General features: G+C 69.9%; 24 protein-coding genes and 1 pseudogene. 14 read left to right on the forward strand and 11 right to left on the reverse strand.

Going from position 1 to position 24,612, the window contains the following annotated elements; all coding sequences use genetic code 11:
- Window positions 1–258: 258 nt before the first annotated feature.
- Complete coding sequence (locus ACFV4K_RS11995; RefSeq protein WP_379274246.1) at window positions 259–1,719, forward strand: DUF6345 domain-containing protein; 1,461 nt, start codon at window positions 259–261, stop codon at window positions 1,717–1,719.
- Between the two features lie 42 nt (window positions 1,720–1,761).
- Here the strand turns inward: ACFV4K_RS11995 and cobG are convergent, their stop codons facing one another.
- Window positions 1,762–2,961 (reverse strand): precorrin-3B synthase, encoded by a 1,200-nt coding sequence (gene cobG, locus ACFV4K_RS12000; RefSeq protein ID WP_379274247.1) that lies wholly within the window; start codon window positions 2,959–2,961, stop codon window positions 1,762–1,764.
- 197 nt (window positions 2,962–3,158) lie between these two features.
- The gene (locus ACFV4K_RS12005) at window positions 3,159–3,389 is read right to left on the reverse strand and encodes a hypothetical protein (protein WP_379274249.1); all 231 of its coding nucleotides are present in this window, start codon (window positions 3,387–3,389) and stop codon (window positions 3,159–3,161) included.
- A 343-nt stretch (window positions 3,390–3,732) separates the two neighbouring features.
- Between ACFV4K_RS12005 and cobN the strand changes: the two genes are divergently transcribed.
- Window positions 3,733–7,368, forward strand: a complete 3,636-nt coding sequence (cobN, locus tag ACFV4K_RS12010; RefSeq protein ID WP_379274251.1) for a cobaltochelatase subunit CobN — start codon at window positions 3,733–3,735, stop codon at window positions 7,366–7,368.
- A 306-nt stretch (window positions 7,369–7,674) separates the two neighbouring features.
- Window positions 7,675–8,214: a hypothetical protein gene (locus ACFV4K_RS12015; RefSeq protein ID WP_379274252.1), complete on the forward strand. Its 540-nt coding sequence runs from the start codon at window positions 7,675–7,677 to the stop codon at window positions 8,212–8,214.
- A 75-nt stretch (window positions 8,215–8,289) separates the two neighbouring features.
- Here ACFV4K_RS12015 and ACFV4K_RS12020 read toward each other — a convergent pair whose 3' ends face one another.
- Both ACFV4K_RS12020 and ACFV4K_RS12025 read right to left on the reverse strand, forming a co-directional pair.
- Entirely contained in the window at window positions 8,290–8,670 is a 381-nt protein-coding gene (locus tag ACFV4K_RS12020; protein WP_357085732.1) for a PPOX class F420-dependent oxidoreductase, read from the reverse strand.
- 9 nt (window positions 8,671–8,679) lie between these two features.
- Window positions 8,680–9,420: an alpha/beta fold hydrolase gene (locus tag ACFV4K_RS12025; RefSeq protein ID WP_379274254.1), complete on the reverse strand. Its 741-nt coding sequence runs from the start codon at window positions 9,418–9,420 to the stop codon at window positions 8,680–8,682.
- Window positions 9,421–9,512: 92 nt separating this feature from the next.
- On the opposite strand from ACFV4K_RS12025, the gene ACFV4K_RS12030 reads away from it, so the two are divergent.
- The 5 genes from ACFV4K_RS12030 (at window position 9,513) to ACFV4K_RS12050 (ending at window position 13,121) form a co-directional block, all read left to right on the forward strand.
- A complete protein-coding gene (locus tag ACFV4K_RS12030) occupies window positions 9,513–10,097 on the forward strand; it encodes a TetR/AcrR family transcriptional regulator (protein WP_379274256.1) in 585 nt (194 codons plus the stop codon).
- 86 nt (window positions 10,098–10,183) lie between these two features.
- Window positions 10,184–10,879 (forward strand): glyoxalase, encoded by a 696-nt coding sequence (locus ACFV4K_RS12035; RefSeq protein WP_379274257.1) that lies wholly within the window; start codon window positions 10,184–10,186, stop codon window positions 10,877–10,879.
- A 288-nt stretch (window positions 10,880–11,167) separates the two neighbouring features.
- Complete coding sequence (locus tag ACFV4K_RS12040) at window positions 11,168–12,373, forward strand: hypothetical protein (protein ID WP_379274259.1); 1,206 nt, start codon at window positions 11,168–11,170, stop codon at window positions 12,371–12,373.
- On the forward strand, window positions 12,342–12,713 hold the full coding sequence (locus tag ACFV4K_RS12045) for a hypothetical protein (protein ID WP_379274261.1): 372 nt from the start codon (window positions 12,342–12,344) through the stop codon (window positions 12,711–12,713). Before ACFV4K_RS12040 ends, ACFV4K_RS12045 begins: the two co-directional genes overlap by 32 nt.
- Before the next feature lie 195 nt (window positions 12,714–12,908).
- Window positions 12,909–13,121 (forward strand): hypothetical protein, encoded by a 213-nt coding sequence (locus ACFV4K_RS12050; RefSeq protein WP_379274263.1) that lies wholly within the window; start codon window positions 12,909–12,911, stop codon window positions 13,119–13,121.
- On the opposite strand, the gene ACFV4K_RS12055 is transcribed toward ACFV4K_RS12050, so the two are convergent.
- On the reverse strand, window positions 13,122–13,775 hold the full coding sequence (locus tag ACFV4K_RS12055; protein WP_379274265.1) for a TetR/AcrR family transcriptional regulator: 654 nt from the start codon (window positions 13,773–13,775) through the stop codon (window positions 13,122–13,124).
- Window positions 13,776–14,106: 331 nt separating this feature from the next.
- Here ACFV4K_RS12055 and ACFV4K_RS12060 point away from each other — a divergent pair.
- Window positions 14,107–14,304: pseudogene (locus ACFV4K_RS12060) on the forward strand (amidohydrolase family protein); the annotation flags it as partial.
- An 18-nt stretch (window positions 14,305–14,322) separates the two neighbouring features.
- Here the strand turns inward: ACFV4K_RS12060 and map are convergent.
- The gene (map, locus tag ACFV4K_RS12065) at window positions 14,323–15,090 is read right to left on the reverse strand and encodes a type I methionyl aminopeptidase (RefSeq protein WP_379274267.1); all 768 of its coding nucleotides are present in this window, start codon (window positions 15,088–15,090) and stop codon (window positions 14,323–14,325) included.
- A 79-nt stretch (window positions 15,091–15,169) separates the two neighbouring features.
- Between map and ACFV4K_RS12070 the strand changes: the two genes are divergently transcribed.
- On the forward strand, window positions 15,170–15,439 hold the full coding sequence (locus ACFV4K_RS12070) for a helix-turn-helix transcriptional regulator (RefSeq protein ID WP_357276106.1): 270 nt from the start codon (window positions 15,170–15,172) through the stop codon (window positions 15,437–15,439).
- A 29-nt stretch (window positions 15,440–15,468) separates the two neighbouring features.
- Here the strand turns inward: ACFV4K_RS12070 and ACFV4K_RS12075 are convergent, their stop codons facing one another.
- The 4 genes from ACFV4K_RS12075 to ACFV4K_RS12090 form a co-directional block, all read right to left on the reverse strand.
- The gene (locus tag ACFV4K_RS12075) at window positions 15,469–16,371 is read right to left on the reverse strand and encodes a S1C family serine protease (RefSeq protein WP_379274284.1); all 903 of its coding nucleotides are present in this window, start codon (window positions 16,369–16,371) and stop codon (window positions 15,469–15,471) included.
- Between the two features lie 192 nt (window positions 16,372–16,563).
- On the reverse strand, window positions 16,564–17,160 hold the full coding sequence (locus ACFV4K_RS12080; RefSeq protein ID WP_379274269.1) for a dihydrofolate reductase family protein: 597 nt from the start codon (window positions 17,158–17,160) through the stop codon (window positions 16,564–16,566).
- Window positions 17,161–17,291: 131 nt separating this feature from the next.
- Window positions 17,292–18,689 carry a metallopeptidase TldD-related protein gene (locus ACFV4K_RS12085; protein WP_379274286.1) on the reverse strand — a complete coding sequence of 466 codons (1,398 nt, stop codon included), beginning with the start codon at window positions 18,687–18,689 and terminating at the stop codon, window positions 17,292–17,294.
- A 21-nt stretch (window positions 18,690–18,710) separates the two neighbouring features.
- Window positions 18,711–20,237 carry a TldD/PmbA family protein gene (locus ACFV4K_RS12090; protein ID WP_379274270.1) on the reverse strand — a complete coding sequence of 509 codons (1,527 nt, stop codon included), beginning with the start codon at window positions 20,235–20,237 and terminating at the stop codon, window positions 18,711–18,713.
- Window positions 20,238–20,424: 187 nt separating this feature from the next.
- Here ACFV4K_RS12090 and ACFV4K_RS12095 point away from each other — a divergent pair, with 187 nt between their 5' ends.
- Window positions 20,425–21,156: a TetR family transcriptional regulator gene (locus ACFV4K_RS12095; protein ID WP_357085752.1), complete on the forward strand. Its 732-nt coding sequence runs from the start codon at window positions 20,425–20,427 to the stop codon at window positions 21,154–21,156.
- Window positions 21,157–21,162: 6 nt separating this feature from the next.
- Here ACFV4K_RS12095 and ACFV4K_RS12100 read toward each other — a convergent pair whose 3' ends face one another.
- Window positions 21,163–21,930: a TSUP family transporter gene (locus ACFV4K_RS12100; protein WP_379274273.1), complete on the reverse strand. Its 768-nt coding sequence runs from the start codon at window positions 21,928–21,930 to the stop codon at window positions 21,163–21,165.
- Window positions 21,931–22,018: 88 nt separating this feature from the next.
- On the opposite strand from ACFV4K_RS12100, the gene ACFV4K_RS12105 reads away from it, so the two are divergent.
- The 3 genes from ACFV4K_RS12105 (at window position 22,019) to ACFV4K_RS12115 (ending at window position 24,559) form a co-directional block, all read left to right on the forward strand.
- On the forward strand, window positions 22,019–23,242 hold the full coding sequence (locus tag ACFV4K_RS12105) for a sensor histidine kinase (protein ID WP_379274275.1): 1,224 nt from the start codon (window positions 22,019–22,021) through the stop codon (window positions 23,240–23,242).
- 77 nt (window positions 23,243–23,319) lie between these two features.
- Window positions 23,320–23,982 (forward strand): response regulator, encoded by a 663-nt coding sequence (locus tag ACFV4K_RS12110; RefSeq protein ID WP_379274277.1) that lies wholly within the window; start codon window positions 23,320–23,322, stop codon window positions 23,980–23,982.
- Window positions 23,983–24,064: 82 nt separating this feature from the next.
- Window positions 24,065–24,559: an FxsA family protein gene (locus tag ACFV4K_RS12115; protein ID WP_357085757.1), complete on the forward strand. Its 495-nt coding sequence runs from the start codon at window positions 24,065–24,067 to the stop codon at window positions 24,557–24,559.
- The last annotated feature ends 53 nt before the right edge of the window (window positions 24,560–24,612 follow it).

Raw genomic sequence — 24,612 nt, forward strand, 5'->3', positions numbered from 1 at the left:
GCCCGCGGGCGGCGCGTTCGCTCGGCTGCTCGACGCAACCGCGCCCGAGCAGGGCTGACCCGCCCGGGGCTGGTCGGTGCCGGCGGTCTGCTGAAGGGGGGCAGACCTCGGACATCCACCAGCCCCGGGTCCAGTGGATCCGGAATGCGCCGCCGCGGGCAGCGCGAGGGACGCCAGAGGGCCGTGGGGCGGGTCGGCGGGGGAATCGAGTAGTCCGGTACCCGTGCCCGGGCGTCCGGTATCGGTGACCATTCGACAATGTCCGACAACATGTACGGCGGCGCGTCGGTGCAGGTGTACCCGAAAGACGCCACGTTGACCTACCCGCACGCGTGCGTGAGCGGCTTCCTCGACTACGTCGCGAAGTTCAACGGCGTCAACTTCCACGCCAAGGACGACGATGTCCGGGAATGGCGGTACGACCAGGAGTACGACAACTGGCAGGACAGCCTCGGCATGGACTCGGTGCGGGTCTTCTACCACTACGCGCACAGCACCACCATGAGCAATGGCGTGTACCTGACCTCGATGGGCCGCACCTGGGACAACACCATCTACGCCGAATCCGACCGGATGGGATTCGGCGACCAGCGCCTGCGCTACCTGTTCCTGCACGGCTGCGAATCGCTGCGCACCAACTTCGGACACAGCCCCTACCGCACCTGGCACACGCCGAACCGGGGCGCGCGGATGCTGTTCGGATTCGACAGTCTCACCTTCGACACCGATCAGCAGGGGACACGGTTCTTCAAGGAATGGAACGCCGGCAAATCGTTCAGTCAGGCCTGGCAGGACGCGGCGCTGTCGATCTTCCACAACAACCACCGGGTTTCGTCGGCGGCCTGCGGCGCCACCGACCGCGAGGCGCAGGACCGGCTCTGGAACGAGCGGCTGTTCTACGGCGGCGCGGTGCCCGACGATTGGTACTGGTGGCGCTGGGCGGGTCAGTTCCCCCTCGAAGTCGACCTGAGCATTCCCCTTCCGCGCCAACCGATGTCACTGCGCCTGGCCCGCCGAAACGCTGACGCCGACACGGTGTCCGCGCTGAGTGAACGGCACGGGTTGCGTGGCGTACTCGCCGAGCCCGCGTCCCCGGTCACCGAGGAGTCTTGTGCGCGAGCCGAATTCGAACCCCGGCTGGTCATGCATCCCGACGGCAGCTACCAGGCGTTCTATGCCGAGCCGGACCGCAGCGCCGACGGCCGCACGCCGGAGGAGATTCGCGACCTCGCCGACCGGGCGCTGCGAGACCTGGACCTCGGCCACGACCTCGCCCTGGCCGGAATGTCGGCCACCTTCCACGCGGGCGCGAGCCGCGACGGCGATACCGTCGCGGCCGCGGTGGCCGACTACACCCTGCACTACCGTCAGCTCTACGACGGCGTCCCCGCCGTCGCGGGCGGCGACGGCCAGCTCACCCTGACCCTCGACCCGACCGGCCGGCTCTGCTCGATCTCCGACACCACCGTCCCGATCCGGGGAGCCGAGCAGGCCCACCCGCCCACCACGGACGACACCGACGCCTGCACGGCCCTGACCGAGGCGACCGCCGCCCGCGCCGAATGCCTCGGCGGCCGTGCTCGTCTCGCCGTCGTCCCCGACTCCCGCGAGATCGGCTACCGCTACGACCGTGACGACGCGGCCCTGGTCGCCCGCCAGACGATCGAGATCACCGGCGGCCGTTTCCGGATCCGCGACATCGTCGAGGTCGGTGTCTGAGGGGTGCACCGAGCGCCGATCCCACCGGTTCGGCGGGATCGGCTAGCCGGCGGGGATGATGCGGTAGCCGTCGGTGGTGGCGATGACGTCGGTGACCGCGCCCTTCGGGCGGCCACAGCGGCGGTCGCAGCCGGACCAGTGCTGGCGGCCGGCGACCACGACGTCGGCGGCGTCGAGACCCTCGCGGGCGAATTCCGGTGCGTCCGTGGGGAGGACGCGGTCGGAGTCGACGGCCTCGGCGACGTCGGCGCGGACGTCGGTGAGGGACTTGGCGCAGCCGGGCATGCCGGCGCAGGCGCTGACCTGCAGCCACGGGGAGGCGGTGTCGAAGATCAGGCCCATGGGGGCCAAGACTCGGACCACCTGTTCGGCGGGCCATTCGTCGAGGTCGGCGAGGATCAGGCTGCGCCACGGGGTGACGATGATCGGGCATTCGACGGCCGCGAGGAATTCGGCGGTGCGGGCGGGGAGGGAGCCGAGGCGCACGCCCGCGCCGAGGGCCACCCGGCCGTCGGACTGGGTCATCCAGCCGATCGGAATGTCCTGGGGGCCGGGCGGTTCCAGGAGGTCGGAGGAGACGTCGAGGTCGGGGTGGGCGGTGCGGAGGCGGTCGATCAGCCGGGCCGCGCCGTCGGGGATCTCGTGCAGACGCCAGTGGCCGTCGCGCAGGTCGAGGAAGCCGTCGGCGGCGGCGAGCATGAGGTCGACCGCGGCGTCGGCGGGCAGGCGGAGGCCGGAGTCCTTGCCCGCCAACAGGAGTGCGTAGGTGTGCTCGTCGAGCGCGTGCACGCCGATGTCGCCGCCCAGGCCGTTGACATCGCCGCGGCCGTCGTCGAGGGTGAACAGGACCCGGCCGGGCAGGTCGGCGTAGCGCGGCTGTGCGCGCAGTCCTTCGTCGAGAGCGGGGACCAGGGGATGCACATCGGTCCCGCCGCCGACGCGTCCCGACAGCGGCGAAGCGATGATGTTGCGTACCCGCTCGTGGGTGGCGCTGGGCAGTAGTCCCGCCTCGGTGAGCCGTTCGGTGAGCGCGGCCGCGTCGTGGACCTGCCGGAACTGGATGTTCCCGCGCGAGGTGAGCTCGATGTTCCCGTCGCCGAGGTCGGCGGCCGCGGCCGCGAGGGCCTGGAGCTGGATGGGGGAGAGGAGTCCGCCGGGCACCCGGATACGGGCGAGGGGACCGTCGGCTGCTTCGTGCAGGCGCAGCACGCCCGGGCAGGAGTCGGGATCGGTTCGCGTCATGACGCCACCCAGCGTACGGAGGATGCCGAGACCGGGCACCGCCACCCGGGGTCGGGTTCGCCTCCACGTCTATCTACATTTGGAGATATTGCAATCTAACTATGTATTACCGATGTGGAGACCGAAAGCAAAGAAAAGACTCCGGGACGGGGGAGTCCCGGAGTCCGGTTGCCGGATCGGTCGATTCGCCGGGCGGTTCAGCCCGCGCGGCGCGGTTCGATGGCCGCCGGCGCCCCGCGGCGGCGGGCGAAGGCGGGCGTGGTTTCCCAGGTGTCGTTGAGCAGGCTGGGGACGTTGTGGTGGTCGGCGTGGTCGCGGTGCACGGTGGTGCTCATGACCGTGAGACCGAACAGGATGGTCGACGCGCAGATGACCCCGGCGACGATCGCCCACTGCGAATGACCGGAGCCGGCGGCCGTGAGAGCCATGGCCAGCGTTGCGAAGGCAACCAGTACGCAAAAGTATCCCGACCAGGCAGCAAAGCGGTTCCGCCTGACCCATCCTGGAGTGAGTGGCATACCGGCAGCGTACGCGCCGACCAGTCGGTTCCCCAGGGGTGTGAGCCAGGCTTGGCCGCACTGTGATCGGTGCCCGCACGCGGCGGCGCGGGCGCGATATCGGGCCCGCGACGGCGGCGCGATAGCATCGGCGAGCTCGTCGAACGGAAGAAAGCCGGTGCAATTCCGGTGCGGTCGCGCCGCTGTGACAGTCAGACCTTCCCGGCGAGCGCCGAACCGTGCTGGGCGCGTCACCCTAGGAAGGCCGAGACCCTTGATCCTGTTGCTGTCCACCTCCGACACCGATCTGCTGAGCGCGCGCGCCAGCGGCGCCGCCTACCGGCTGGCCAATCCGGCCCGGCTGCTGCCGGAGGATCTGCCGGTCCTGCTGAACGGTGTGTCGGTGGTGATCGTGCGCGTGCTGGGCGGTAAGCGGGCCTGGGAGGAGGGCCTCGAGACGGTGCGCGCCAGCGGAATTCCGGTGGTCGCCCTCGGTGGTGAGATCGCGCCCGACGCCGAGCTGATGGAGTGCTCGACCGTGCCGGGCGGTGTCGCGGCCGACGCCCACAACTACCTGGCCGCGGGCGGCCCGCGAAACCTGCTGCAGCTGCACAACTTCCTGTCCGACACGGTGCTGCTCACCGGCGAGGGGTTCGAGCCGCCGGTGGAGATGCCGAGCTGGGGCGAGCTGGAACGCCACGCCTGCCCGGTCCCGGACGACGCGCCGACCGTGGCCGTGGTCTACTACCGCGCCCAGCACCTGGCCGGGAACACCGCCTACATCGAGGCGCTGTGCACCGCCATCGAGGCCAAGGGCGCTCGCGCACTGCCCATCTACTGCGCCTCGCTGCGCACCGCGGAGCCGGAGCTGCTCGCCACGCTCGGCACCGCCGACGCGCTGGTGGTGACCGTGCTCGCGGCGGGCGGCACCAAACCCGCGACCGCCTCGGCCGGCGGCGATGACGAGGCGTGGGACGTGGGCGCGCTCGCGGACCTGGATGTGCCGATCCTGCAGGGCCTGTGCCTGACCAGCGGTCGCGAGCAGTGGGAGGCCAATGACGACGGCCTGTCGCCGCTGGACGTGGCCACCCAGGTGGCGGTGCCGGAGTTCGACGGCCGCATCATCACGGTCCCGTTCTCGTTCAAGGAGTTCGACGCGGACGGGCTGTCGTCGTATGTGCCCGACGCCGAGCGTTCGGCCCGGGTGGCGGGTATCGCGGTGCGCTACGCGCGGCTGCGCCACATTCCGGCCGAGCGCAAGAAGGTCGCGATCGTGCTGTCGGCGTACCCGACCAAGCACGCCCGCATCGGCAATGCCGTCGGCCTGGACACCCCGGCCAGCGCCATCCGGCTGCTCAGCGAGATGCGCGAGGCCGGTTACGACCTCGGCGCGCCCGGCGAGATCCCCGGCCTGGAGGCCGCCGACGGTGACGCCCTGATCCACGCGCTCATCGCGGCGGGCGGGCAGGACCCGGATTGGCTGAGCCAGGAACAGTTGGAGGGCAACCCGATTCGCATCGGCGCGGACCTCTACACCTGCTGGTTCGAGACCCTGCCCGAGGACCTGCGCGAGGCGGTCGTCGAGGCGTGGGGCCCGCCGCCGGGCGAGTTGTACGTGGACCGCTCCGCCGACCCGAAGGGCGAGATCGTCATCGCCGCCCTGCGTTTCGGCAATGTGGTGCTGATCGTGCAGCCGCCGCGCGGTTTCGGCGAGAACCCCGTCGCCATCTACCACGACCCGGATCTGCCGCCGAGCCACCACTATCTGGCCGCCTACCGCTGGCTGGCCGCCGCGGAGGGCTTCGCCGCCGACGCCGTGGTGCACCTGGGCAAGCACGGCAACCTGGAGTGGCTGCCCGGCAAGACGCTCGGCATGTCCGCCTCCTGTGGCACCGATGCCGCGCTCGGCGATCTGCCGCTGATCTACCCGTTCCTGGTCAACGACCCGGGCGAGGGCACGCAGGCCAAGCGCCGCGCCCATGCCACCCTGGTCGACCACCTGATCCCGCCCATGGCGCGCGCCGAGACCTACGGCGACATCTCGCGGCTCGAGCAGCTGCTCGACGAGCACGCCAATATCTCGGCGCTCGACCCGGCCAAGCTGCCGGCCATCCGCCAGCAGATCTGGACGCTCATGCGCGCGGCCAAGATGGACCACGACCTCGGGCTCACCGAACGCCCGGACGAAGAGATCTTCGACGACATGCTGCTGCATGTCGACGGCTGGCTGTGCGAGATCAAGGATGTGCAGATCCGCGACGGCCTGCACGTGCTCGGCCAGGCCCCGGCGGGGGAGGCCGAGGTGGACCTGGTGCTGGCCATGCTGCGCGCCCGCCAGCTGTGGGGCGGCGAGGTCAATGTGCCGGGTCTGCGAGAGGCGCTGGGGCTCAGCGAATCCGGTGACGAGAAGCGCGACCGGGTGGACGCCTTCGAGCAGCTGGCGCGCGAACTGGTCTCGGGCATGCAGGAAGTCGACTGGGACGCCGAGTCCATCGACGCGGTGACCGAGGGCGTGTTCGGCGGGGAGCTCGCCGCGGCCGCGGGCCTCACCGACGTCGCCGCGCGTCTGGACGAGACGCGCCGGGTGCTGGGCTTCGCCGCCGCCGAGGTGGTGCCGCGACTGCGGCAGACCGGTGTCGAGGTCGCTCGCATCCTGCACGCGCTGAATGGTGGTTTCATCCCGGCCGGACCGAGCGGTTCGCCGCTGCGCGGTCTGATCAACGTGCTGCCCACGGGCCGCAACTTCTACTCCGTCGACCCGAAGGCGGTGCCGTCGCGGCTGGCCTGGGAAACCGGTCAGGCCATGGCGGATTCGCTGCTGGCCCGCTACCTGGCCGACCACGGCGAGTACCCGCGGTCGGTGGGTTTGTCGGTGTGGGGCACTTCGGCCATGCGCACCTCCGGCGATGACATCGCCGAGGTGTTCGCGCTGCTGGGCGTGCGGCCGGTGTGGGATGAGGCCAGCCGCCGCGTCACCCGCCTGGAGGCCATCGAGCTCGAGGAGCTGGGCCGTCCGCGCATCGACGTGACCGTGCGGATCAGCGGCTTCTTCCGCGACGCCTTCCCGCACGTGCTGGCCCTGCTCGACGACGCGGTGCGCCTGGCCGCCGGACTCGACGAGCCCGCCGACCGGAACTACGTGCGCGCCCACGCCCAGGCCGACCTCGCCGAGCACGGCGACGAACGCCGCGCGACCACCCGCATTTTCGGCTCCAAGCCCGGCACCTACGGTGCGGGCCTGCTGCAGCTCATCGACTCCAAGAGCTGGCGCACCGACGACGACCTGGCCCGCGTGTACACCGCGTGGGGCGGCTTCGCCTACGGCCGCGACCTCGATGGCGCGCCCGCCGCCGACGACATGCGGACCGCCTACAAGCGAATCGCGGTGGCGGCCAAGAACACCGACACCCGCGAACACGACATCGCCGACTCCGACGACTACTTCCAGTACCACGGCGGCATGGTGGCCGCGGTGCGCGCGTTCACCGGCTCGAACCCCGAGGCCTACATCGGCGACAGCACCCGCCCGGACGCGGTGCGCACCCGCACCCTGTCGGAGGAGACCACCCGGGTGTTCCGGGCGCGCGTGGTGAACCCGCGCTGGATCGAGGCCATGCGCCGGCACGGCTACAAGGGCGCGTTCGAGATGGCCGCCACCGTCGACTACCTGTTCGGCTACGACGCCACCACTAACGTGGTCGCCGACTGGATGTACGAAAAGCTGGCCGAGTCCTACGTTTTCGACGAGACCAACCGCAAGTTCATGGAGCAGTCCAATCCGTGGGCGCTGCACGGGATCGCGGAACGTTTGCTGGAGGCGGCGGAGCGGAAGCTGTGGGAGCAGCCCGACACCGCCACTCTGGACCGGCTGCGGCAGGTCTACCTGGAGACCGAAGGCGAACTGGAGTAGGCGATTTCGCGTACCCGGACCGGGGTAGCCCGCAGGACAGCAGCGGACAACCCCGGTGCAGGGGGGTTCCCACCGCCGGTTCGTCAGAGGAGTATGAGAATCGGACCCGGCGTCGGGCTCGGGGAAGCGGCGGGGCCTCCGGTGATATGCGAGTCATAGTGCCGGACCGAATAATTCGAAGTGGGGAATCCCCGATTCACTGCGGTCCGTGTGTGTGCGTCCGAGTCGTAGATCACGGCGTCCGATGATGGTACGGACGTTCACTCGGTCATACGGTGAATCGGTCCCTCGACGTAGGGAACCATCATGAGAATCGCCAAGATCGCCGCTACCGCTCTGCTGTCCGTGGCCGCGCTGTGCGTGGCCACGGTGACCGCTCACGGCGAACCCGCTGTCGCGGCACCGGGAATCAGCGGTGCGGACCGGGGTGTCGACTACTCCATCTCGCTGGCCCAGGACCGCAGCGCGGTCACCACCACGCTGGCCTCGGGCCATTTCGAGCTCGCCGGCGGCGCGGTGAACATCATCGCGCCCTCGGGGGAGACCCTCGCGGCGCTGCCGCTGGTCTACCAGGCCGCCGACCGCACCGTCGCCGTCGTCCCCGAGGTGAACGCCGACGCGACCGAATTGACGGTGCGCCCGGCGAATCCGGCCGATGTCGCCGCACCCAACGGTGATGTGGTCGCGTTGCAGAACGTGGCCAATGCCGGATCGATCGTCGCCGGGGCGCTCATCGGCTGTGTGGTCGGGGCCGTAGTCGGTGTCTGGTTCTTCGTGGTCGGCGCCGTGATCGGTTGCGGTGTCGGCGGTTTGATCGGCGCGATCATCGCGAACGATCAGCCGTGATCGACCGATCCGGAAGCAGGTAGCGCGAAACCACGTCGCCGGACCGGTCGGTTCGGCGACGTGGCGTGAATGCGCTTATGCCGGAAGGATCTCGATGCCGATGGTGCCCGCATTGCCGCGGCGCAGCTTGCTTCCCGTGATGGTCAGCCAGCCCAGGATCCCGTACTTGCGCTTGATGAGATCCCGGACGCGGTCGCTGCCCGCATCGTCGAGCACGGTCGCGCGCCCCTTCACGATCTCGCCGTGCGTCTTGCCGCGCACATCGCAGGGTTGCAGCGTCACGTCGGGATTGCGCCGAATGCGCTTGACCTTCCAGCTGTCGGTGACCGTCCACACGTAGAGCCGGCCGCCGTCGAGCGCGGCCCACAGCGGCGTCGCCACCGCGGTGCCGTCCTTCTTGTAGGTGGTCAGGTTGACGTAGCTCGCGGTGCCCACAGGCCCGAACGGGTTGTCCACGCCCGCAGCCTATCCGGTCTGGCCGCCGGACGCTCCCAGGCGCACGAGGTCCCGGGACGCGGCGAAATCGGCGACCAGGTCGGCGAAGGCCGCCCCGTGGGTGAGCGGGAGATAGTGCCCCGAACGCGGCACTACCAGCAGCCGGGCGTCGGGGGCGGTGCGCAGGAAGCGCTGTTCGCCGATCCGGAAGTGGTCGTGGCCGCCGTTGACCAGGCACACCGGACCGGGAAACTCGCTCAGCGCGGCCAGGGGATCGAAGGTGATGAGGGCGGCCATCACATCGGGAATGGCCTCGGTCGCGATGCCGCCGCGCGCGATGTCGGCGGCGACCCGGGGTGGCAGCACCCGGTCGAAGACCTGCTCGCTGAAGGCTTTTCCGCCGTCGGCGCGGGCGGTCAGGGCGCGGTGCATGAGCAGGAACGGGGTCGCGAGGGCCCGGTTGGGAGTCACGCTCGCGCCCGCGACGACCAGTCCTGTCACCCGCTCCGGGTGGGCCGCGGTGGCCGCGATCGAGACCTGGCCGCCCAGCGAATGGCCCACGACCACCGCCTCGCCGCCGAGGTGATCGATCCCCGCGCGCACGGCCTCGATCGCGCCCGGCAGGGTGAATCGTTCGCCGCGGCGGCTGCCGTGTCCGGGCAGGTCGATGGCCAGCACCGGGTGCCGCGGGACGAGGTGCTCGCTGACCTGCCCCCAGCAGGCGGAACTCAATCGAATGCCGTGCACCAGCAGGATCGGTGTCGTTGTCATGGCGTCCTCCCGACTCGAATGCAACGCTACGTTGCGTTGCGATTTCATCATGGTTCGAATCGCAACGCAACGTTGTGTTGTATTTTGGTGGGGTGACGACACCGGAACGGCGAACCGCGGGCGCGCCGCGGCAGGCGGCGGCGATCTTCGCCGCGACCCTGGAACTGCTGGCGGACAAGGGATATGACGGCCTCACCATGGAGGCGGTGGCCGCGCGATCCGGGGTGAACAAGACCACGCTCTACCGGTGGTGGCCCGCCAAGGACGCGCTGCTGGCCGCGGCGCTCACCGACTCCGACCTGCTGAGCTTCCCGATGCCGGACACCGGCAGCCTGCGCGGCGACCTGCTTGACCTGGCCCGGGCCATCGCCGGACTGCTCACCGACCCCTCGACCGCGCCCGTGGCGACAGCGGTACTGGCCGCCGCGCCCCGGCGGCCGCAGCTCGCGGCGGTCGGGTCCGCGTTCTTCGCCGAACGTCTCGGCCGCGAACAGCCGGTGTTCGAGCGGGCGGTGGCGCGCGGCGAACTCGACCCCGGCTGCGATCCCGCGGCCATCATGGATCTGCTGGCCGGGGCCATCTGGTTCCGGCTGCTGCTGCGCGGACAGCCGCTGACACCCGAATATCTGTCCGGCGCGGTCGATCTCGTGGTGGACGGGCTGCCCAGGGCGGGCTGACCGGGCGCGACGTCGGGCCATAGGCGCGTGCTCGCCCGATCCGTACGTTGGGTTCCGACGACCCGAACAGCACGAGGAGGCGCACGATGGCGGCAGTTTCGGTTCCCATGCTCTGGGGTGGCGTGCTACCCGAGACGCTGGATTTCTACCGGGCACTGGGATACACCGTCACCTACGAGATGACCCGGCCCTACACCTACGGAATCGTCGAACGCGATGGCTTCCAGCTGCATTTCGGGCCCACACCGAAGGATCTGTCCGCGGAAGGAGCCCATGTGGGCTGTCTGGTGCTCGTGAACGAGGTCGAGCCGTGGCACGCGGAATTCAAGGCCGCGCTGCGTGCCCGCTACGGCAAGGTGCCCGGGCGCGGCGCCCCGCGCATCACCCGATTCCGCACCGGACAGACCCGATTCACGGTCGTGGACCCGGTCGGCAATACCGTCATCTACATCCAGCGCGACGAACCCGACCCCGAATACGGCGGCTCGACACAGCTCGACGGCCTGGCCCGGGTGCTGGACAACGCACGCATCTTCCGGGATTCGAAGAACGACGACGCCACCGCGGTCCGCGTCCTCGAAACCGGCCTGCGCCGCCACGCCGCCGCACCGCTGGTCGACCGGGCCCGGGCGCTGGCGATGCTCGCCGAAATCGCCGCTGTCGCAGGCGAAGCCGAGCGCGTGGACGAACTTCTGGCCGAGATCGAGGGACTGGGGCTCTCCGAGACCGATCGTGCGACGGTGGCCGGGGACCTGGACGCGATCACCGCCGCCGGGGAGTGATCAGGCGGGCCGGGCGCCGACGACCCGCGGGGCCACGGCCCGTAATCGGCGCCGATCTCGTCGCATGCGGGGAGTCGAGCATGCACAGCTGACGGTGGCTCGTGGCTGCCACGCAGTGCGCCTCGGGAACCGCCGCGCTGCCCTGCTCTTGCCCGGTAATCTGCGAGGGCAGAGTCCTGAGCACAGAACGGTCTCCCGGGGGATGTCTCTCCACGCGAGCCCAGTCGGTCTTGACCTCACGCTCACGTGCCGCAGGTTCCTACCGGCTTCCCCAGGGAGAAGGACCACATGAAGCGCCGTAAGGATCAACAGCAATGGGCATTTGGCGACGGTGAGGGCTACGCGGACTTTCTGCAGAAGGCGCTGACCGACACCGCTGACCGAGATGTCAGCGCCTACTTCGATGCCGAAAGCCCTTGGTATCATGTCGGAGTCGTCCATTACCTATTGAGGGCGACCATCGTGCTGCATCGACACGCCAAGACCAAGCATGTCAAAGAATGGCTGGTGTTCAGCCAGCAATGCCTCGACGTCGCGTGTGCGACCGGCCCCACACTAGCCGACTCCCAAGGCGCCGGGCTTCCACTGCCGAAATGGGCTGAAATCAGCCGCACCTCGATCACCTCCGCTCTACGGAACAATCACCCCAGCATCGACGATGTCCGCCTCGTAACGACCACGGAGGCCCGGCTTCACGCACGAAGTTTTCACTCACGCAACACAATCCAGGTATCAGCACTGATGCGCGAATACCTGCGAACATTCAATCTCTGCATCTGGAACACCCAGTTCGGCATCACCGAAAACCTGAGAAAGCTCAACATCGACATCGAACTCACCCGGTTCGTGCGTGTGTTCATCGAACACGTCATCACGTTGTACCGCAACGCGTCTCCGAGTTCGATGGCAGTAATTCGCGCTTACTCACCCGAGGCATTCCACTGGACACAGATCACCACTGGCATCCAACTGAACTTCATCCTCGCACACGAGTACGCCCACATCGTCCTGCACGGCAACACCGTAGGCCGCGACCCCCAACAAGAAGCCGACGCCGACGCCTTCGCCGCCACACTGCTACTGGGCGAACCGTTCCGCGGTGCCTTCGGCCCCACAGCCGGGGATATTTGGATGGCACTCGACTGGCTCTTCGGTTTTATCGAACTGGAACGCATCGCCGGTGCCGCACTCAACGACTACCCCATCGACTGGGAACAACTCAGCCTCGAACACCGTCGGAACGCTCTGCGGGCACTCATCGCACAAGCCGGCATCACCGGACACGACGGCAACCTCGCCGTCATCGGCTCCGCGCTTCTTCGCGACCTGAAAGCAGAACTGCGAACCAGTCACGAGCAAGGCAGCTTCCACGAGTACGTCACCGACTGGCTCGACGTATTCGGACTGGCGAGCAGACCCCACTTGCCCACCGCCGAATCCCTCAACAAGCGGAGAAAATTCCATGACAAATACGACTACGCACGGCGCCGATGACCGGCAGACCATCACACTCGAACTCGAGATCGACGGAACACCCGGACCGGAAACAGCTCTGTTCGAACACAAGCAGTGGACCGGAGAAGGCCGGTTCGACGCGATCACGATCACCCTCGACAACGAGGAAGGCGGCCACGGATTCGGCGTCTCCGACATTGTGACGATCGCCGTCTCCATCCCGGTCGGCGTCGCAACGACCTTGGTCACCGATGCGGTCCGCACAGCCGTCGGCCGAGTGATCCGCAGCGTCAAAGGACGCACCCGCGCCGGCGACGGCAGCCGTCAAGGCCTCGGTGACGTCATCGACTCCGACCGCAACGACCACCCACAGCACTAACCAGACCAGTTGCCCCAGTCACCGAAGATACAGGCGCGGTTCTGGGGCGCGGTCGGCACTCCCGGCGCTCGAAGTCACGACCTCGCCTGGTCGAGGCGAGATACGGAGGCTCGAAACAGCTCGAGGGCTTGGCCCGCGTGGTCGACAACGCGCATCTTCCGGGGTTCGAAGAACGGCGACGCCACCGCGGTCCGGGTGCTCGAAACCGGTCTGCGCCGCCACGCCGCCACCGCACCGCTGGTCGACCGAGCCCGGGCCTTGGCGATGCTCGCCGAAATCGCCACTGTCGCAGGCGAAGCCGAACGGGTGGCCGAGCTACTGGCCGAGATCGAGGGGTTCGGGCTCTCCGACGCCGATCGTGCGGCGGTCGAGGGAGACCTGGACGCGATAGCCGCCGCCGGGGAGTGATCAGGCGGGCCGGGCGCCGACTATGCGCAGGGCCACGGCCGCGTAGTCCGCGCCGATCTCGTCGGGTGTGCGGCGGTAGTCGCTGTGGTACCAGCGGGAGGTGTCCACGCACAGCGACATGAGCGCCAAGGTCGCGGCGTGGGTGTCGGCGACGTCGAACACGCCCTCGCCGACCCCGCGGGCCACCAGGTCGCGGACCAGGCGGTGGATGGCGAGTTGGAGGTCGGTGACCTCGGCGCGGTGCTCGGGGGTGAGGTCGGTGAGGTGGTGCAGGACCACCCGGACCGAGGCGGCGTGCTCGGCGTGCCAGACCGTCAGGTCGCGCACCACGGCGGCGAGCCGGTCGGCCACGGTGCCCGCACCGGCGGCGGCGGTGGTGGCCACCTGCTCGGTCAGCCGCATCGACGACAGCGAGATGCGGTAGAGGACTTCCTCTTTGGAGCCGAAGTGCACGTACAGTCCGGCCGGGCTCAGACCCGCGCGGGCGGCGATGTCGCGTGTGGTGGTGGCGTGGAAGCCGCGTTCGGCGAAGGCGTCGATGGCGGCCAGGAAGATGCGGCGCTGGCCTTCGGGAAAGCGGCGCTGGGTGAGCTCCTGATGCGCGACCGCGGCGGTGCCACGCGCATCACCTGCCGCTCGGTCGTCGATACCCATCGAACGAGTATCGCCCAGAGCGTGTTTCGACCGCTCACCGGCCGGGGGGACGACCGGGTGATCTCCCGGCGCCGGCGCCTGCCGGGCCGATCGCGAAGGCGCGATGCCGATCATTCGGGAAGTCCGTCGCGCCAGTACAGCTCCAGGGTTGAACCCGGCCGGGTCTGGACGGGCGGGGCTTCTGTTCGAGCCGACACACGCCACGGCGCTTGGCTCGTCGGGGGGGTCGGCGACCGTAAGCGGCGGCATGCCCGACCGATCGCGCTGGGCCTACGGGCAAATGGCGGCCGCCGGATACGCCACCGCCAGCGAGCACACCGGCAGCGCCGACCTGAGCGTCGACGCCGCGATCAAGGCGCAGACCCTCGACGCCGCCTGGCAGCTGCACTTCGACACCGAGATCGGCAGCCTGGAACCGGGCGAGTACGCGGATCTGGTGGTGCTGTCGGGCAATCCGCGCGCCGTGCCGCCGGAGTCGTTGCGCGCCTTGCGGGTCGAGGCCACCTACCTCATGGGTCGCCAGACCTTCGGCCGCTCGCCTGACCCGTCACCCGACGCGGGTCAGCACCTGCGGGCCCGACTCGGTGATGGCGATGGTGTGCTCGGAATGCGCGGTGCGCGAACCGTCGGCCGAGCGCAGGGTCCAGCCGTCGGGGTCGGTGACGATGCGGTCGGTGCCGCGCGCGAACCACGGCTCGATCGCGAAGGTCAGGCCCGGGCGCAATCGGAAACCGCGTCCGGCGCGCCCGGCATTGGGGACGTGCGGGTCCTCGTGCATGGTGCGGCCCAGGCCGTGACCGCCGAATTCGGTATTGATCCGGTAGCCGTGATCGCCGGCCACCGCCGCGATGGCCGCGGACAGGTCGCCGATGCTGTTGCCCGGTTCGGCGACCGCGATGGCCGCGTCCAGGGCCTGTTCGGTGGCGCGGATCAGCCGTTCGTCCTCGGGATCGGGGCTGCCCACGATGATCGTGACCGCCGAATCGGCGACCCAGCCGTCGATGCTCACCGCCAGATCCATGGTCAGCACGTCGCCGTCGCGCAGCGTGTAGTCGAACGGAAGTCCGTGCAGCACGGCGTCGTTCACCGACAGGCAGACGGTATTGCGGAACGGGCCGCGCCCGAAGCTGGGCGAGTAGTCCCAGTAGCAGGAGACCGCGCCGCGCTCCCGGATGCGTTCGCGGACCACCGCTTCCAGCTCCAGCAGATTGACCCCGATCCGGGCCCGCTCCCGCAGTTCGGCGAGCACACTGCCGACGAACTGTCCGGTCACGCGCATGCTGTCGATCTCGGCGGGGCTCTTGAGTTCCACCATGACTACCTCCATCAATCGGTATTTTAATACCGACCATAGCGGCTTGCGGTATTTAAATACCAACCGTAGGGTGACCGGTATGGTCCGACTGCCGCTCACGCCCGCCCAGCTCGAAGCCGGACGCCGCCTGGGCGCGGCCCTGCGCACCGCCCGCGACGGCCGCGACCCGGTGGAAGTGGCCGCGAGCGCCGGCATTTCGCCCGAGACCCTGCGCAAGATCGAATCGGGGCGCCTGCCCACGCCCGCGTTCGGGACCGTGGTGGCGTTGAGCCGCACCCTGGACATTCCCCTCGACGAGCTGGCCGAGATCTGGCATCCCGGCGACGCGGAGCAGCGCTCGGCCTCGTAACCGCTAGCCGGGGACCGTGACCGGCCGGTTCAGTCGCCGGTCAGCTCGACCGGCACCGCCAGCACATCCACCATCGCGCCATTGCGCAGCACCGTCACCGGCAGCGTGCGCCCGATGGCATCGGCGAACAACTGCCGCTGGATCCCCTGCGCGTCCCGGATCTCGGTGCGCGCGATGCTGAGCACCAGATCCCCGCGCCGCAGCCCGGCCCGTTCGGCGGGCCCGCCGCGCACCACCTCCACGATCCGCAGTCCCGCGTCCTGTCCGGTGCGGGCGGCGACCGCGGTCGGCAGGGGAGCGGGCACCCCGACCACGCCCAGATAGGCGCGCCGGACCCGGCCCTCGGTGAGCAGCGTGCTGATGATGCGGCGGGTGGTGACGTTGATCGGAATCGCCAGACCCAGCCCGATCCCGGCGACCGCGGTATTGATCCCCACCACCCGGCCCGCCGAATCCGACAGCGCGCCACCGGAATTGCCGGGATTGAGGGCGGCGTCGGTCTGGATCACGTCCTCGATGACCCGTGCGGTGCGCCGATTGCCGACCGGCACCGACCGGCCCAGCGCGCTCACCACGCCCGCCGTCACCGATCCGGCCAACCCCAGCGGAGAACCGACCGCCACCACCAGCTGCCCGACCACCAGGCTGTCGGCGTCCCCGAGCCGCACCGCGTCGGGCGCCCCGCCGCGGGCGCGCAGCACCGCCAGATCCGAGAGCGGATCCACCCCCACCACGTCGAAGGCCGATTCGAGGCCGTCGGCGAACACCACGGTCCCCTGGCTCGTCTCGCCGACCACGTGCGCGTTGGTGAGCAGGAATCCGTCGGCGGTGAACACCACCGCCGATCCGCCGCCGCGCCGGGTCTGCACGCTGGCCACGTGCGGGGTCACCGAGGCGGCGACCGCGATCACGGTGCGCGAGTAGGCGTCCATGGCCGCGGGGTCCGGATCGCCGAAGCCCGGCGGCGGCACGGGGTCGGGGTTCTCGTCCCAGGGCGAGAGGGCAGCTTCGTCGTCCACGACGACCACCATCCGATTACGTGATTACAGTGCGTAATCCCAGGATGCGCGCGCACGGGGCGCCGCGACAACCGGTTCGCCGACAGCGCAAACCGGACACGCGGATCAGCGCAGGCGGTACTTCAGGTGGGTGACGCGGGAGCCGGGCACGATCTCCGGATCCTCCAGCAGCACCGGCGCATTCGCCAGCTCACCCAGCAGCGGTACCCCGCTGCCCAGCAGCACCGGCACCAGATCGACCCAGACCTCGTCGAGCAGGCCCTCGTCGAGGCACTGCCGGGCCACATCGCCGCCGCTGACACCGACCATACGGTCCCCGGCGATGCCGCGCGCCACATCGATGGCCTCCTTCACCCCGCCGGTCACGAAGGTGAACGGCGCGTCGGGATGCTCGGCGATCCACTGCTCGGGCACGGTGTGGGTGACCACCACGATCGGTTTGTCCGCCGGATGCACCCCGCCCCAGCCGTCGGTGAGGGTGAACAGCCGCTTGCCGACCACGTACACCCCGACCCCGTCGAGCCAGGCCCGCAGGTACTCGGCGTCGGAGGCGGTCAGGGTGAACGGGATCTCGGGGTGGGTGCTGGCGATCGGCACATCGCCGCCCTGGTACCAGGCGAACAGGTGCTCGAAGCCGGTTTCGCCGGGGCCCGCGATGAATCCGTCGAGGGACATGCTCGCACCGGTGACTACCTTGCTCATGGCCGTACTCCTTCAGCAGGGGAACGAATCGGCGTGTTTCGCCGTCTCTGCCTGGAAAGTCGGCGCCGCCTCCCGGAAATCATCGTTGTCGCGCGACGAATTCTTCCGGGAAACGGACCGGTGCGACCGGATCAGGTCGCCTGGCTCACCGAGGACATGTGGAAATCGGGAATCCGCAACGGCGGCATGGCCGTCCGGGTGAACCAGTCCTTCCACTCGCGCGGCAGCGTGATCTCGGTGCGACCCGCCTCCGACACCCGCCGCAACAGGTCCAGGGGGCTCTCGTTGAAGCGGAAGTTGTTGACCGCCCCGGTCACCTCACCGTTCTCGACCAGGTAGACGCCGTCGCGGGTGAGGCCGGTGAGCAGCAGCGTGGCCGGATCCACCTCGCGGATGTACCACAGGCAGGTCAGCAGCAGACCGCGCTCGGTGCGCGCGATCATGTCGGCCAGGGTGGCGTCGCCGCCGCCGGTCAGGAGCAGGTTCTCGCCGGGCAGCGTGACGGGGGCGTCGAATTCGGCGGCGGTGGCGCGCGGATACACCAGCGACTCGATCACGCCCTCGCGCACCCAGTCGGTGCGCTGCGCGGTCAGGCCGTTGTCGAACACCGACAGCGACTCCGACGACGACGGCGTCGCCACGAACGGCCGGTACTCCAGACCCGCCGCGCTCGGATCCGAGGACAGGGTCAGCGGAATCCCGGTGAGCCGCTCCCCGATTCGGGTGCCGCCCGCGCGGGAGAAGGCGGTGTGGCCCTCGTGCGCGCCGCGGCCCTCCATGGACCAGGCCATGTAGATCATCAGATCCGCGACCGCCGAGGGCGGCAGCAGCGTCTCGTAGCGGCCCGCGGGCAGCTCGACGCGGCGCTGGGACCAGTCCAGCCGCCGCGACAGCTCGGCCAGCAGACCGGGGGTGTCGACATCGGCGAAATCGGTGGTGCCGGTGCCGACCCACGCGCTGGCCAGCTCCGCGCCCGCACCACGCTTGCCATTGATCTCCACCGAACCCGTCGGCTGCACCCAGCGCCGCCGCAACCCGGTGGAGGTGCCCAGCCAGGTGGAATGCATCTGGTGGTGGGCGAAACCGTACAGGCGGTCGGAGCCGTCGAAACCGGCTGCGAGATCGCTTGCCAGCGTGGTGAACACGCCGATGTCGGTGGTCGCCGGGTCACCGTCCCAGTCCAGCAGCCGGTCCAGGGTGTCGGCGTCGACGGCGTCGGGATCCAGCAGCGGCATGGCGTCGCGCGCCGGCTCGGCGTCGCGGGCGGCCTGTTCGCCGGCCCGCACCACGGCCTCGATCTCGGCGGGATCCACGCTGGTGGAACTCACACTGCCCACCCGCGCGACGGTCGGGCCCTCCCGGAACACCGAGACCACCGCCCACTCGCGCGCCACCGAGGAACCATTGGTGGTCATGGAGTTTCCGGCCCAGCGCAGCGACGCCTCGTGCGCGTCGGTGACGATCACCATGGTCTCGTCGGCGCGCGAGGCCCGCAGCACGCGTTCGACGACCTCGGGGGCGGGGAGCACACTCACCGTGTCGGTCCTTTCCTACTGTCCGGCTTCGGCGCGGGTATTGAGAATAGTGATGCCGCGCACCAGCACCGACGGGCAGCCGTGCGAGACCGCCGCCACCTGACCGGGTTGCGCCTTGCCGCAGTTGAACGCCCCGCCCAGCACCCAGGTCGAGGGCCCGCCGAGGGCCTCCATCGAACCCCAGAAGTCGGTGGTGGTGGCCTGGTAGGCGACATCGCGCACCTGCCCGGCCAGCTCGCCGTTGCGGATCCGGAAGAAGCGCTGACCGGTGAACTGGAAGTTGTAGCGCTGCATATCGATCGACCACGACTTGTCGCCGACGATGTAGAGGCCGTTCTCCACCCGGGAGATGAGCTCGGCGGTGCTGGTGTCGCGCTCGGGATCGGGTTGCAGTGACACATTGGCCATGCGCTGGATCGGCACATGGTGCGCGGAATCGGCGTAGGAGCAGCCGTTGGAGCGTTCCAGGCCCAGCTTGGGCGCGAACATCCGGTCGAGCTGGTAGCCGACCAGCACGCCGTCGCGCACCAGATCCCAGCGCTGCCCGGCCACGCCCTCGTCGTCCCAGCCGACCGTGGCCAGGCCGTGCTCCTGGGTGCGGTCACCGGTGACGTGCATGATCGGCGTGCCGTAGCGCAGCGTGCCGAGCTGGTCGGGGGTGGCGAACGAGGTTCCCGCGTAGGCCGATTCGTAGCCGATGGCGCGGTCGTACTCGGTGGCGTGGCCGATGGACTCGTGGATGGTGAGCCACAGATTGCTGGGGTCGATGACCAGATCGGTGGGGCCCGCCTCGACGGTGGGGGCCTTCACCTTCTCCGCCAGCCACTCCGGCATCCGCGCGAGTTCGCCCGCCCAGTCCCAGTGTCCGTCCGCGCCGGTCACGTACTCCCAGCCGCGCCCGGCCGGGGCGGCCAGGGTGCGCATGGTCTCGAACACGCCCGCCGCCGGATCGACGGTGATGGCCTCGAACTGCGGGTGCAGCCGCACCCGCTGCTGGGTGATGCGCGAGCCGAAGGTGTCGGCGTAGAAGGTCTGCTCCTTGACCTGCAGCACCGCCGCTGTCACGTGATCCACGCCGCCGGCGGAACTCAGGCGCTCCGAATAGTCCAGCAGCAGCGCCACTTTCTCCGGCGTCGGCACCTCGAAGGGGTCCACGTCGTAGGCGGAGACGTATTCGGCGTCGTCGTAGCGCGGCTCCGGAGCCAGTTCCACGCGTTCGCGATTGAGCGCGCGCAGGGTTCGCGCCACCGTCACCGCGCGCTGCGCCACCTGGGCGGCGGTCTCGGCGGTGAGATCGGCGTGCGAGGCGAACCCCCAGGTGCCGTCGACGATCACGCGCACCGCGAACCCGAGATCGGTACTGTCGGACACCGATTCGACGCGGCCGTCGCGCAACCTGATGGATTGCTGCACGAGTCGATGCACCCGCAGGTCCGCGTACTCCGCCCCGGCCGCGCGGGCCGCGCTCAACGCGGCGTCGGCGAGCGCGGACAGCGGCAGCGCGCGGAACTGGCCGTCGATGACCTTGGTAGCGATGCTCACCCGCACCACGCTAGAGGGCGACACGCCGGGGGTTCAAGAAACCACGCAGCCCGAACGAAATTCACCCCGCGCAAACCTGCATACGCTGCAACGATGCGTGAAGTGCGAAGGAGCACACCGGGAAACGGCACGCTCAACGGCCTGACATTCCGCGGATCGCCGATCGGATGCCGTACTGTCTGCCCGCGTGCCGCCATCCGCACTCCGCGATCGCAAACGGGAACGCACCCGCCGAGCCCTGCTCGAAGCCGCCGTAGAACAGTTCGAGAGCCGAGGATACGAGGCGGCCACCGTCGCCGACATCGCGGCCGCCGCCGAAGTCGGCACCCGGACGTTCTTCAACTACTTCGCCAGCAAAGAGGAACTATTGTTCCCCGAGCCGGACGAACGTGTGCAGGCCGCCGTGCGCGCCATCGCCACCCGCCGCCCCGGTGAACGCCCCGTCGAGGTGCTGCTGCGCGCGCTGCGCGCCGCCGGTGACAATCCCGGCGACCATCTCGGCGACGACCTGGCCGCCCGCATCGCCGTCCTCCGCGCCCAGGTGTCGCGCACCGTGCCCGCCGTGTCGGGCCGGGCCGCCTACGCCCAGCTCGCGTCCCAGCAGGAGATCGCGCGTCAGCTGCGCGCCGCGTTCCCCGAGGAACTCGACGACGTCGGCGCGGCCGCCCTGGTCGGCGCGGTCGTCGGCGCGGTGTCGGGGGCGCTGACCGTGCTGTTCCAGCGGCCCGGCCTCGAGGACGGCGAAGCGCTGCAACGCAAGATCCAGGAGACCACCTCGAAGGTGCTGGCGCCGTGGCTGTCCCAGCCCGCCCCGGAGCTGCCCGCCGACCACCTACCGGTGATCGCCGACGTTCCACTACGCCCGGAGCCCGAAGCCTTTCGCCCCCTGAGCTCGGTGCACCGGCTCGCTCGGGTCTGAATCCGGTCAGCCGAACTGCTGCCAGCCCAGGCGGATCACCATGGCGGTGACCACCACCAGCAGAACGACCCGGACGAAACCGGCGCCCTTGGCCAGGGCCATGCGGGACCCGGCGATCGAACCGGCCACGTTCGCCACCGCCATGGACAGGCCCAGCGCCCACAGCACGTGACCCGTGCTGGCCAGGAACAGCAGCGAACCCAGGTTGGATCCGCAGTTGACGACCTTCGCCATGGCCGCGGCCCGCACGAACTCGGTGCCGAGCAGGGTGGCGAAGGTGATGATCAGGAACGTGCCGGTGCCCGGCCCGAGAATGCCGTCGTAGAGGCCGATCAGGCCCGCGGCCAGCGCCACCACCAGGATGGTCTTGCGGCGGGTCGGGGGATGGGTGGCCATGGTCACCCCGATCGAGGGGCGCAGTGTCACGAACACCGCCACCCCGATCAGCACCACCATGACGATCGGGATGAAGTACTCGCGGTCGATGAGGGCCACCGCCGCCGAACCGCACGCGGCCGCCACGGCCGCGATGAGCGCCCCCGGGATCAGCACCTTCCAGCGCATCGGCACCTTGCGGGCGAAGGTGAACACCGCCGCACTGGTGCCCGAGAACGCCGCGATCTTGTTGGTGCCCAGCGCCGTCTGCGGGGCCAGGCCGGGCAGCACCACGAACAGCGTCGGCAGCACGATCAGCCCGCCGCCGCCGACCACGGCGTCGACCCAGCCTGCCGCTGTCGCCGCGGTCAACAGGATCGCCCAGTCCGCAATGCTCACTCCGCGACCCAACCAGACGCCGCCACCTCGATTCAAACCGTCGGGTCTGTCAGGGAGTCGACAGCGAACCGGCCCGTAGGGTGGACGGGTGCGCCGATTCAGTCTCTGGCTGCGCGGAAAACCGCTGATCACCGATTCGGCGGTCGCGCTGCTGTTGTTCGTCATCGATGTGCTCGCCCTGAGCAACAGCCAGTACAAACCCACCTATCTCGTGCTCAGCGTGCTGCTGCCGCTGCCGATCGTGTTCCGCCGCACCCACACCCGCGCCGCCGCGGCCGCCATGGTGGTGCTGTCCATGACCGCGTCGCTGGTGCACTGGAGCGTCAGCGACCACGCCGTGCACCCGGCGCTGCTGGGCCTGGGCATCATGCTCTACACCCTCGTCGCGTACGTCGGCCGCCGCCAAGGACTCGTCTACCTGGCGATCCTGCTCATCGACGGAGTCGTCGCCGCGGCCGCCATCGGCAAACCCCAGGGCACCGACATCCTGTTCAACGCCCTCTACTACGCGCTGTGCTGGACCCTGGCCGAATTCGTCGGCGCCCGCCACGCCTACGACGCCGAGGTCGCCGCCCGCCTGGCCGTCGCCGACTACGACCGCGAACGCCGCGCCCACGACGCCGTCGCCGTCGAACGCACCCGCATCGCCCGCGAACTGCACGACGTGGTCGCGCACGCGGTCAGCGTCATCATCGTGCAGGCCGACGGCGCCCGCTACGCCCTGCGCCACGACCCCGCCACCGCCGAGCAAGCACTCACCACCATCGCCGGCACCGGCCGCGAAGCCCTGCGCGAACTGCGCCGCACCGTCGAGCTGCTGCGCACCGAGCATGCGCCCGAACAACTTCCGCAACACGGCACCGCGGGCATCGCCAAGGTCGCCGACATGATGCGCAGCGCCGGCCTGGACGTCTCCCTCGAACTGCGCGGCGAAATCGACGCCGTCACCCCCGAGGTCAGCCTCGGCATCCACCGCATCGTGCAGGAATCACTCACCAACACCCTGCGCCACGCCGGACCCGACCCGCGCGCCGAAGTCCGCGTCACCCGCCGCGACACCGACGTGCTGCTCGAGGTCACCGACACCGGCGGCACCCCGCTCACCGCACCCGCCGACAGCGGCTGCCCCGCCGGATCCACCACCGCCCTGCCCGTGCTCGCCAGCCGCATCCCCGGCAGCGGCTTGGGCCTGGTCGGCATGCGCGAACGCATCGCCGTGCTGGGCGGCACCCTCACCACGGGCCGGAATCCGCACGGCGGCTGGACCGTCCGCGCCACCATCCCCCTCGACCGCGACGACATCCAGGACTGAGCCGCCCACCTGCACCGACCGCGGTGGGCCGCCGCCCGGCCATCCGTCCGCATCCCGCCGCCGGATAGGTTGGGGGCGTGCCGATCACCGTGCTCGTCGTCGATGACCAGGAACTCATGCGCGCCGGATTGCGAATGGTGCTCGGCGCGCACCCCGACATCGACGTGGTGGGGGAGGCCGACAACGGCGCCACCGCCATCGCCCGCGCCACCGAACTCGTGCCCGACGTGGTGCTCATGGATGTCCGCATGCCCGTCACCGACGGCGTCACCGCCACCGCCCGCATCATCGAATCCGGCTGCGGCAGCCGCGTTCTCGTCATGACCACCTTCGACCTCGACGAACACGCCCTCGGCGCGCTGCGCGCGGGAGCCAGCGGCTTCCTGCTCAAGGACACCCCGCCCGACGACCTCATCTCCGCCATCCGCAGCGTCGCCGCCGGCGACGCCGTCGTCTCGCCGAAGGTCACCAAACGCCTGCTCGACCGCCTCATCGCCGAGGACCCGGCCGCCGGGCGCGACCCCGGCGTCCTCGACCTCCTCACCGCCCGCGAACGCGAGGTCCTCGAACACATCGCCGCGGGCCGCTCCAACGCCGAGATCGCGGGCGCCCTCTACCTCTCCGAGGCCACCGTCAAGACCCACGTCGGCCGCGTCCTCACCAAACTAGGCCTCCGCGACCGGGTCCAGGCCGTCGTCCTGGCCTACGAGACCGGCCTGGTCCGGCCCGGCGGCGCCTGACCGCTGTGACCAGGACCGCACCCGGGAGAAAAATCGGGCCCTCGCGCGTTGTCACGGGTAGACCGATCGAAAGGATCGCCTGATGCCCGCCCTGTTGTTCCTCGCCTGGTTCGCCGCCGAGATCGCCACCCTGATCGGGGTCGGCCACCTCATCGGCGTCTTCCCCACGATTCTGCTGCTGCTGGCCGGATCGGCCGTGGGTCTGGTGCTCGTGCGCTCGCAGGGCCGCCGCGTGTTCGAGGGATTCCGCCGCGCCGCGCGCGGTGAACTCGAACCCAGCACCGCCGTCGCCGACGGCGCGCTGGTCGGCGTGGGCGCGGTCCTGATGTTCGTGCCGGGCCTGCTCACCACCGCGCTCGGCCTGCTGGCACTGCTGCCGTTCACCCGATTCCTGCTCCGCCCGATCGTGGCCGCCTTCGCGGCGCGCCGGCTGAACCGGGTCGCCACCGCCGTCGGACCGTACGGGTACCGCAATGTGGTGATCGATCCCGACGGCGAGGTCATCGACGCGACCGTGGTCACCGAGTACTACGACGACGGTCAGGGCAATGGATACAAGATGATCGATCCCCGCTGAGCGGGAACCCACACGTCGATCCCCACCTCTCGCGGGGCCGATCACCTACCCGG

The organism is Nocardia sp. NPDC059764 (assembly GCF_042732555.1).
Taxonomy (GTDB): domain Bacteria; phylum Actinomycetota; class Actinomycetes; order Mycobacteriales; family Mycobacteriaceae; genus Nocardia.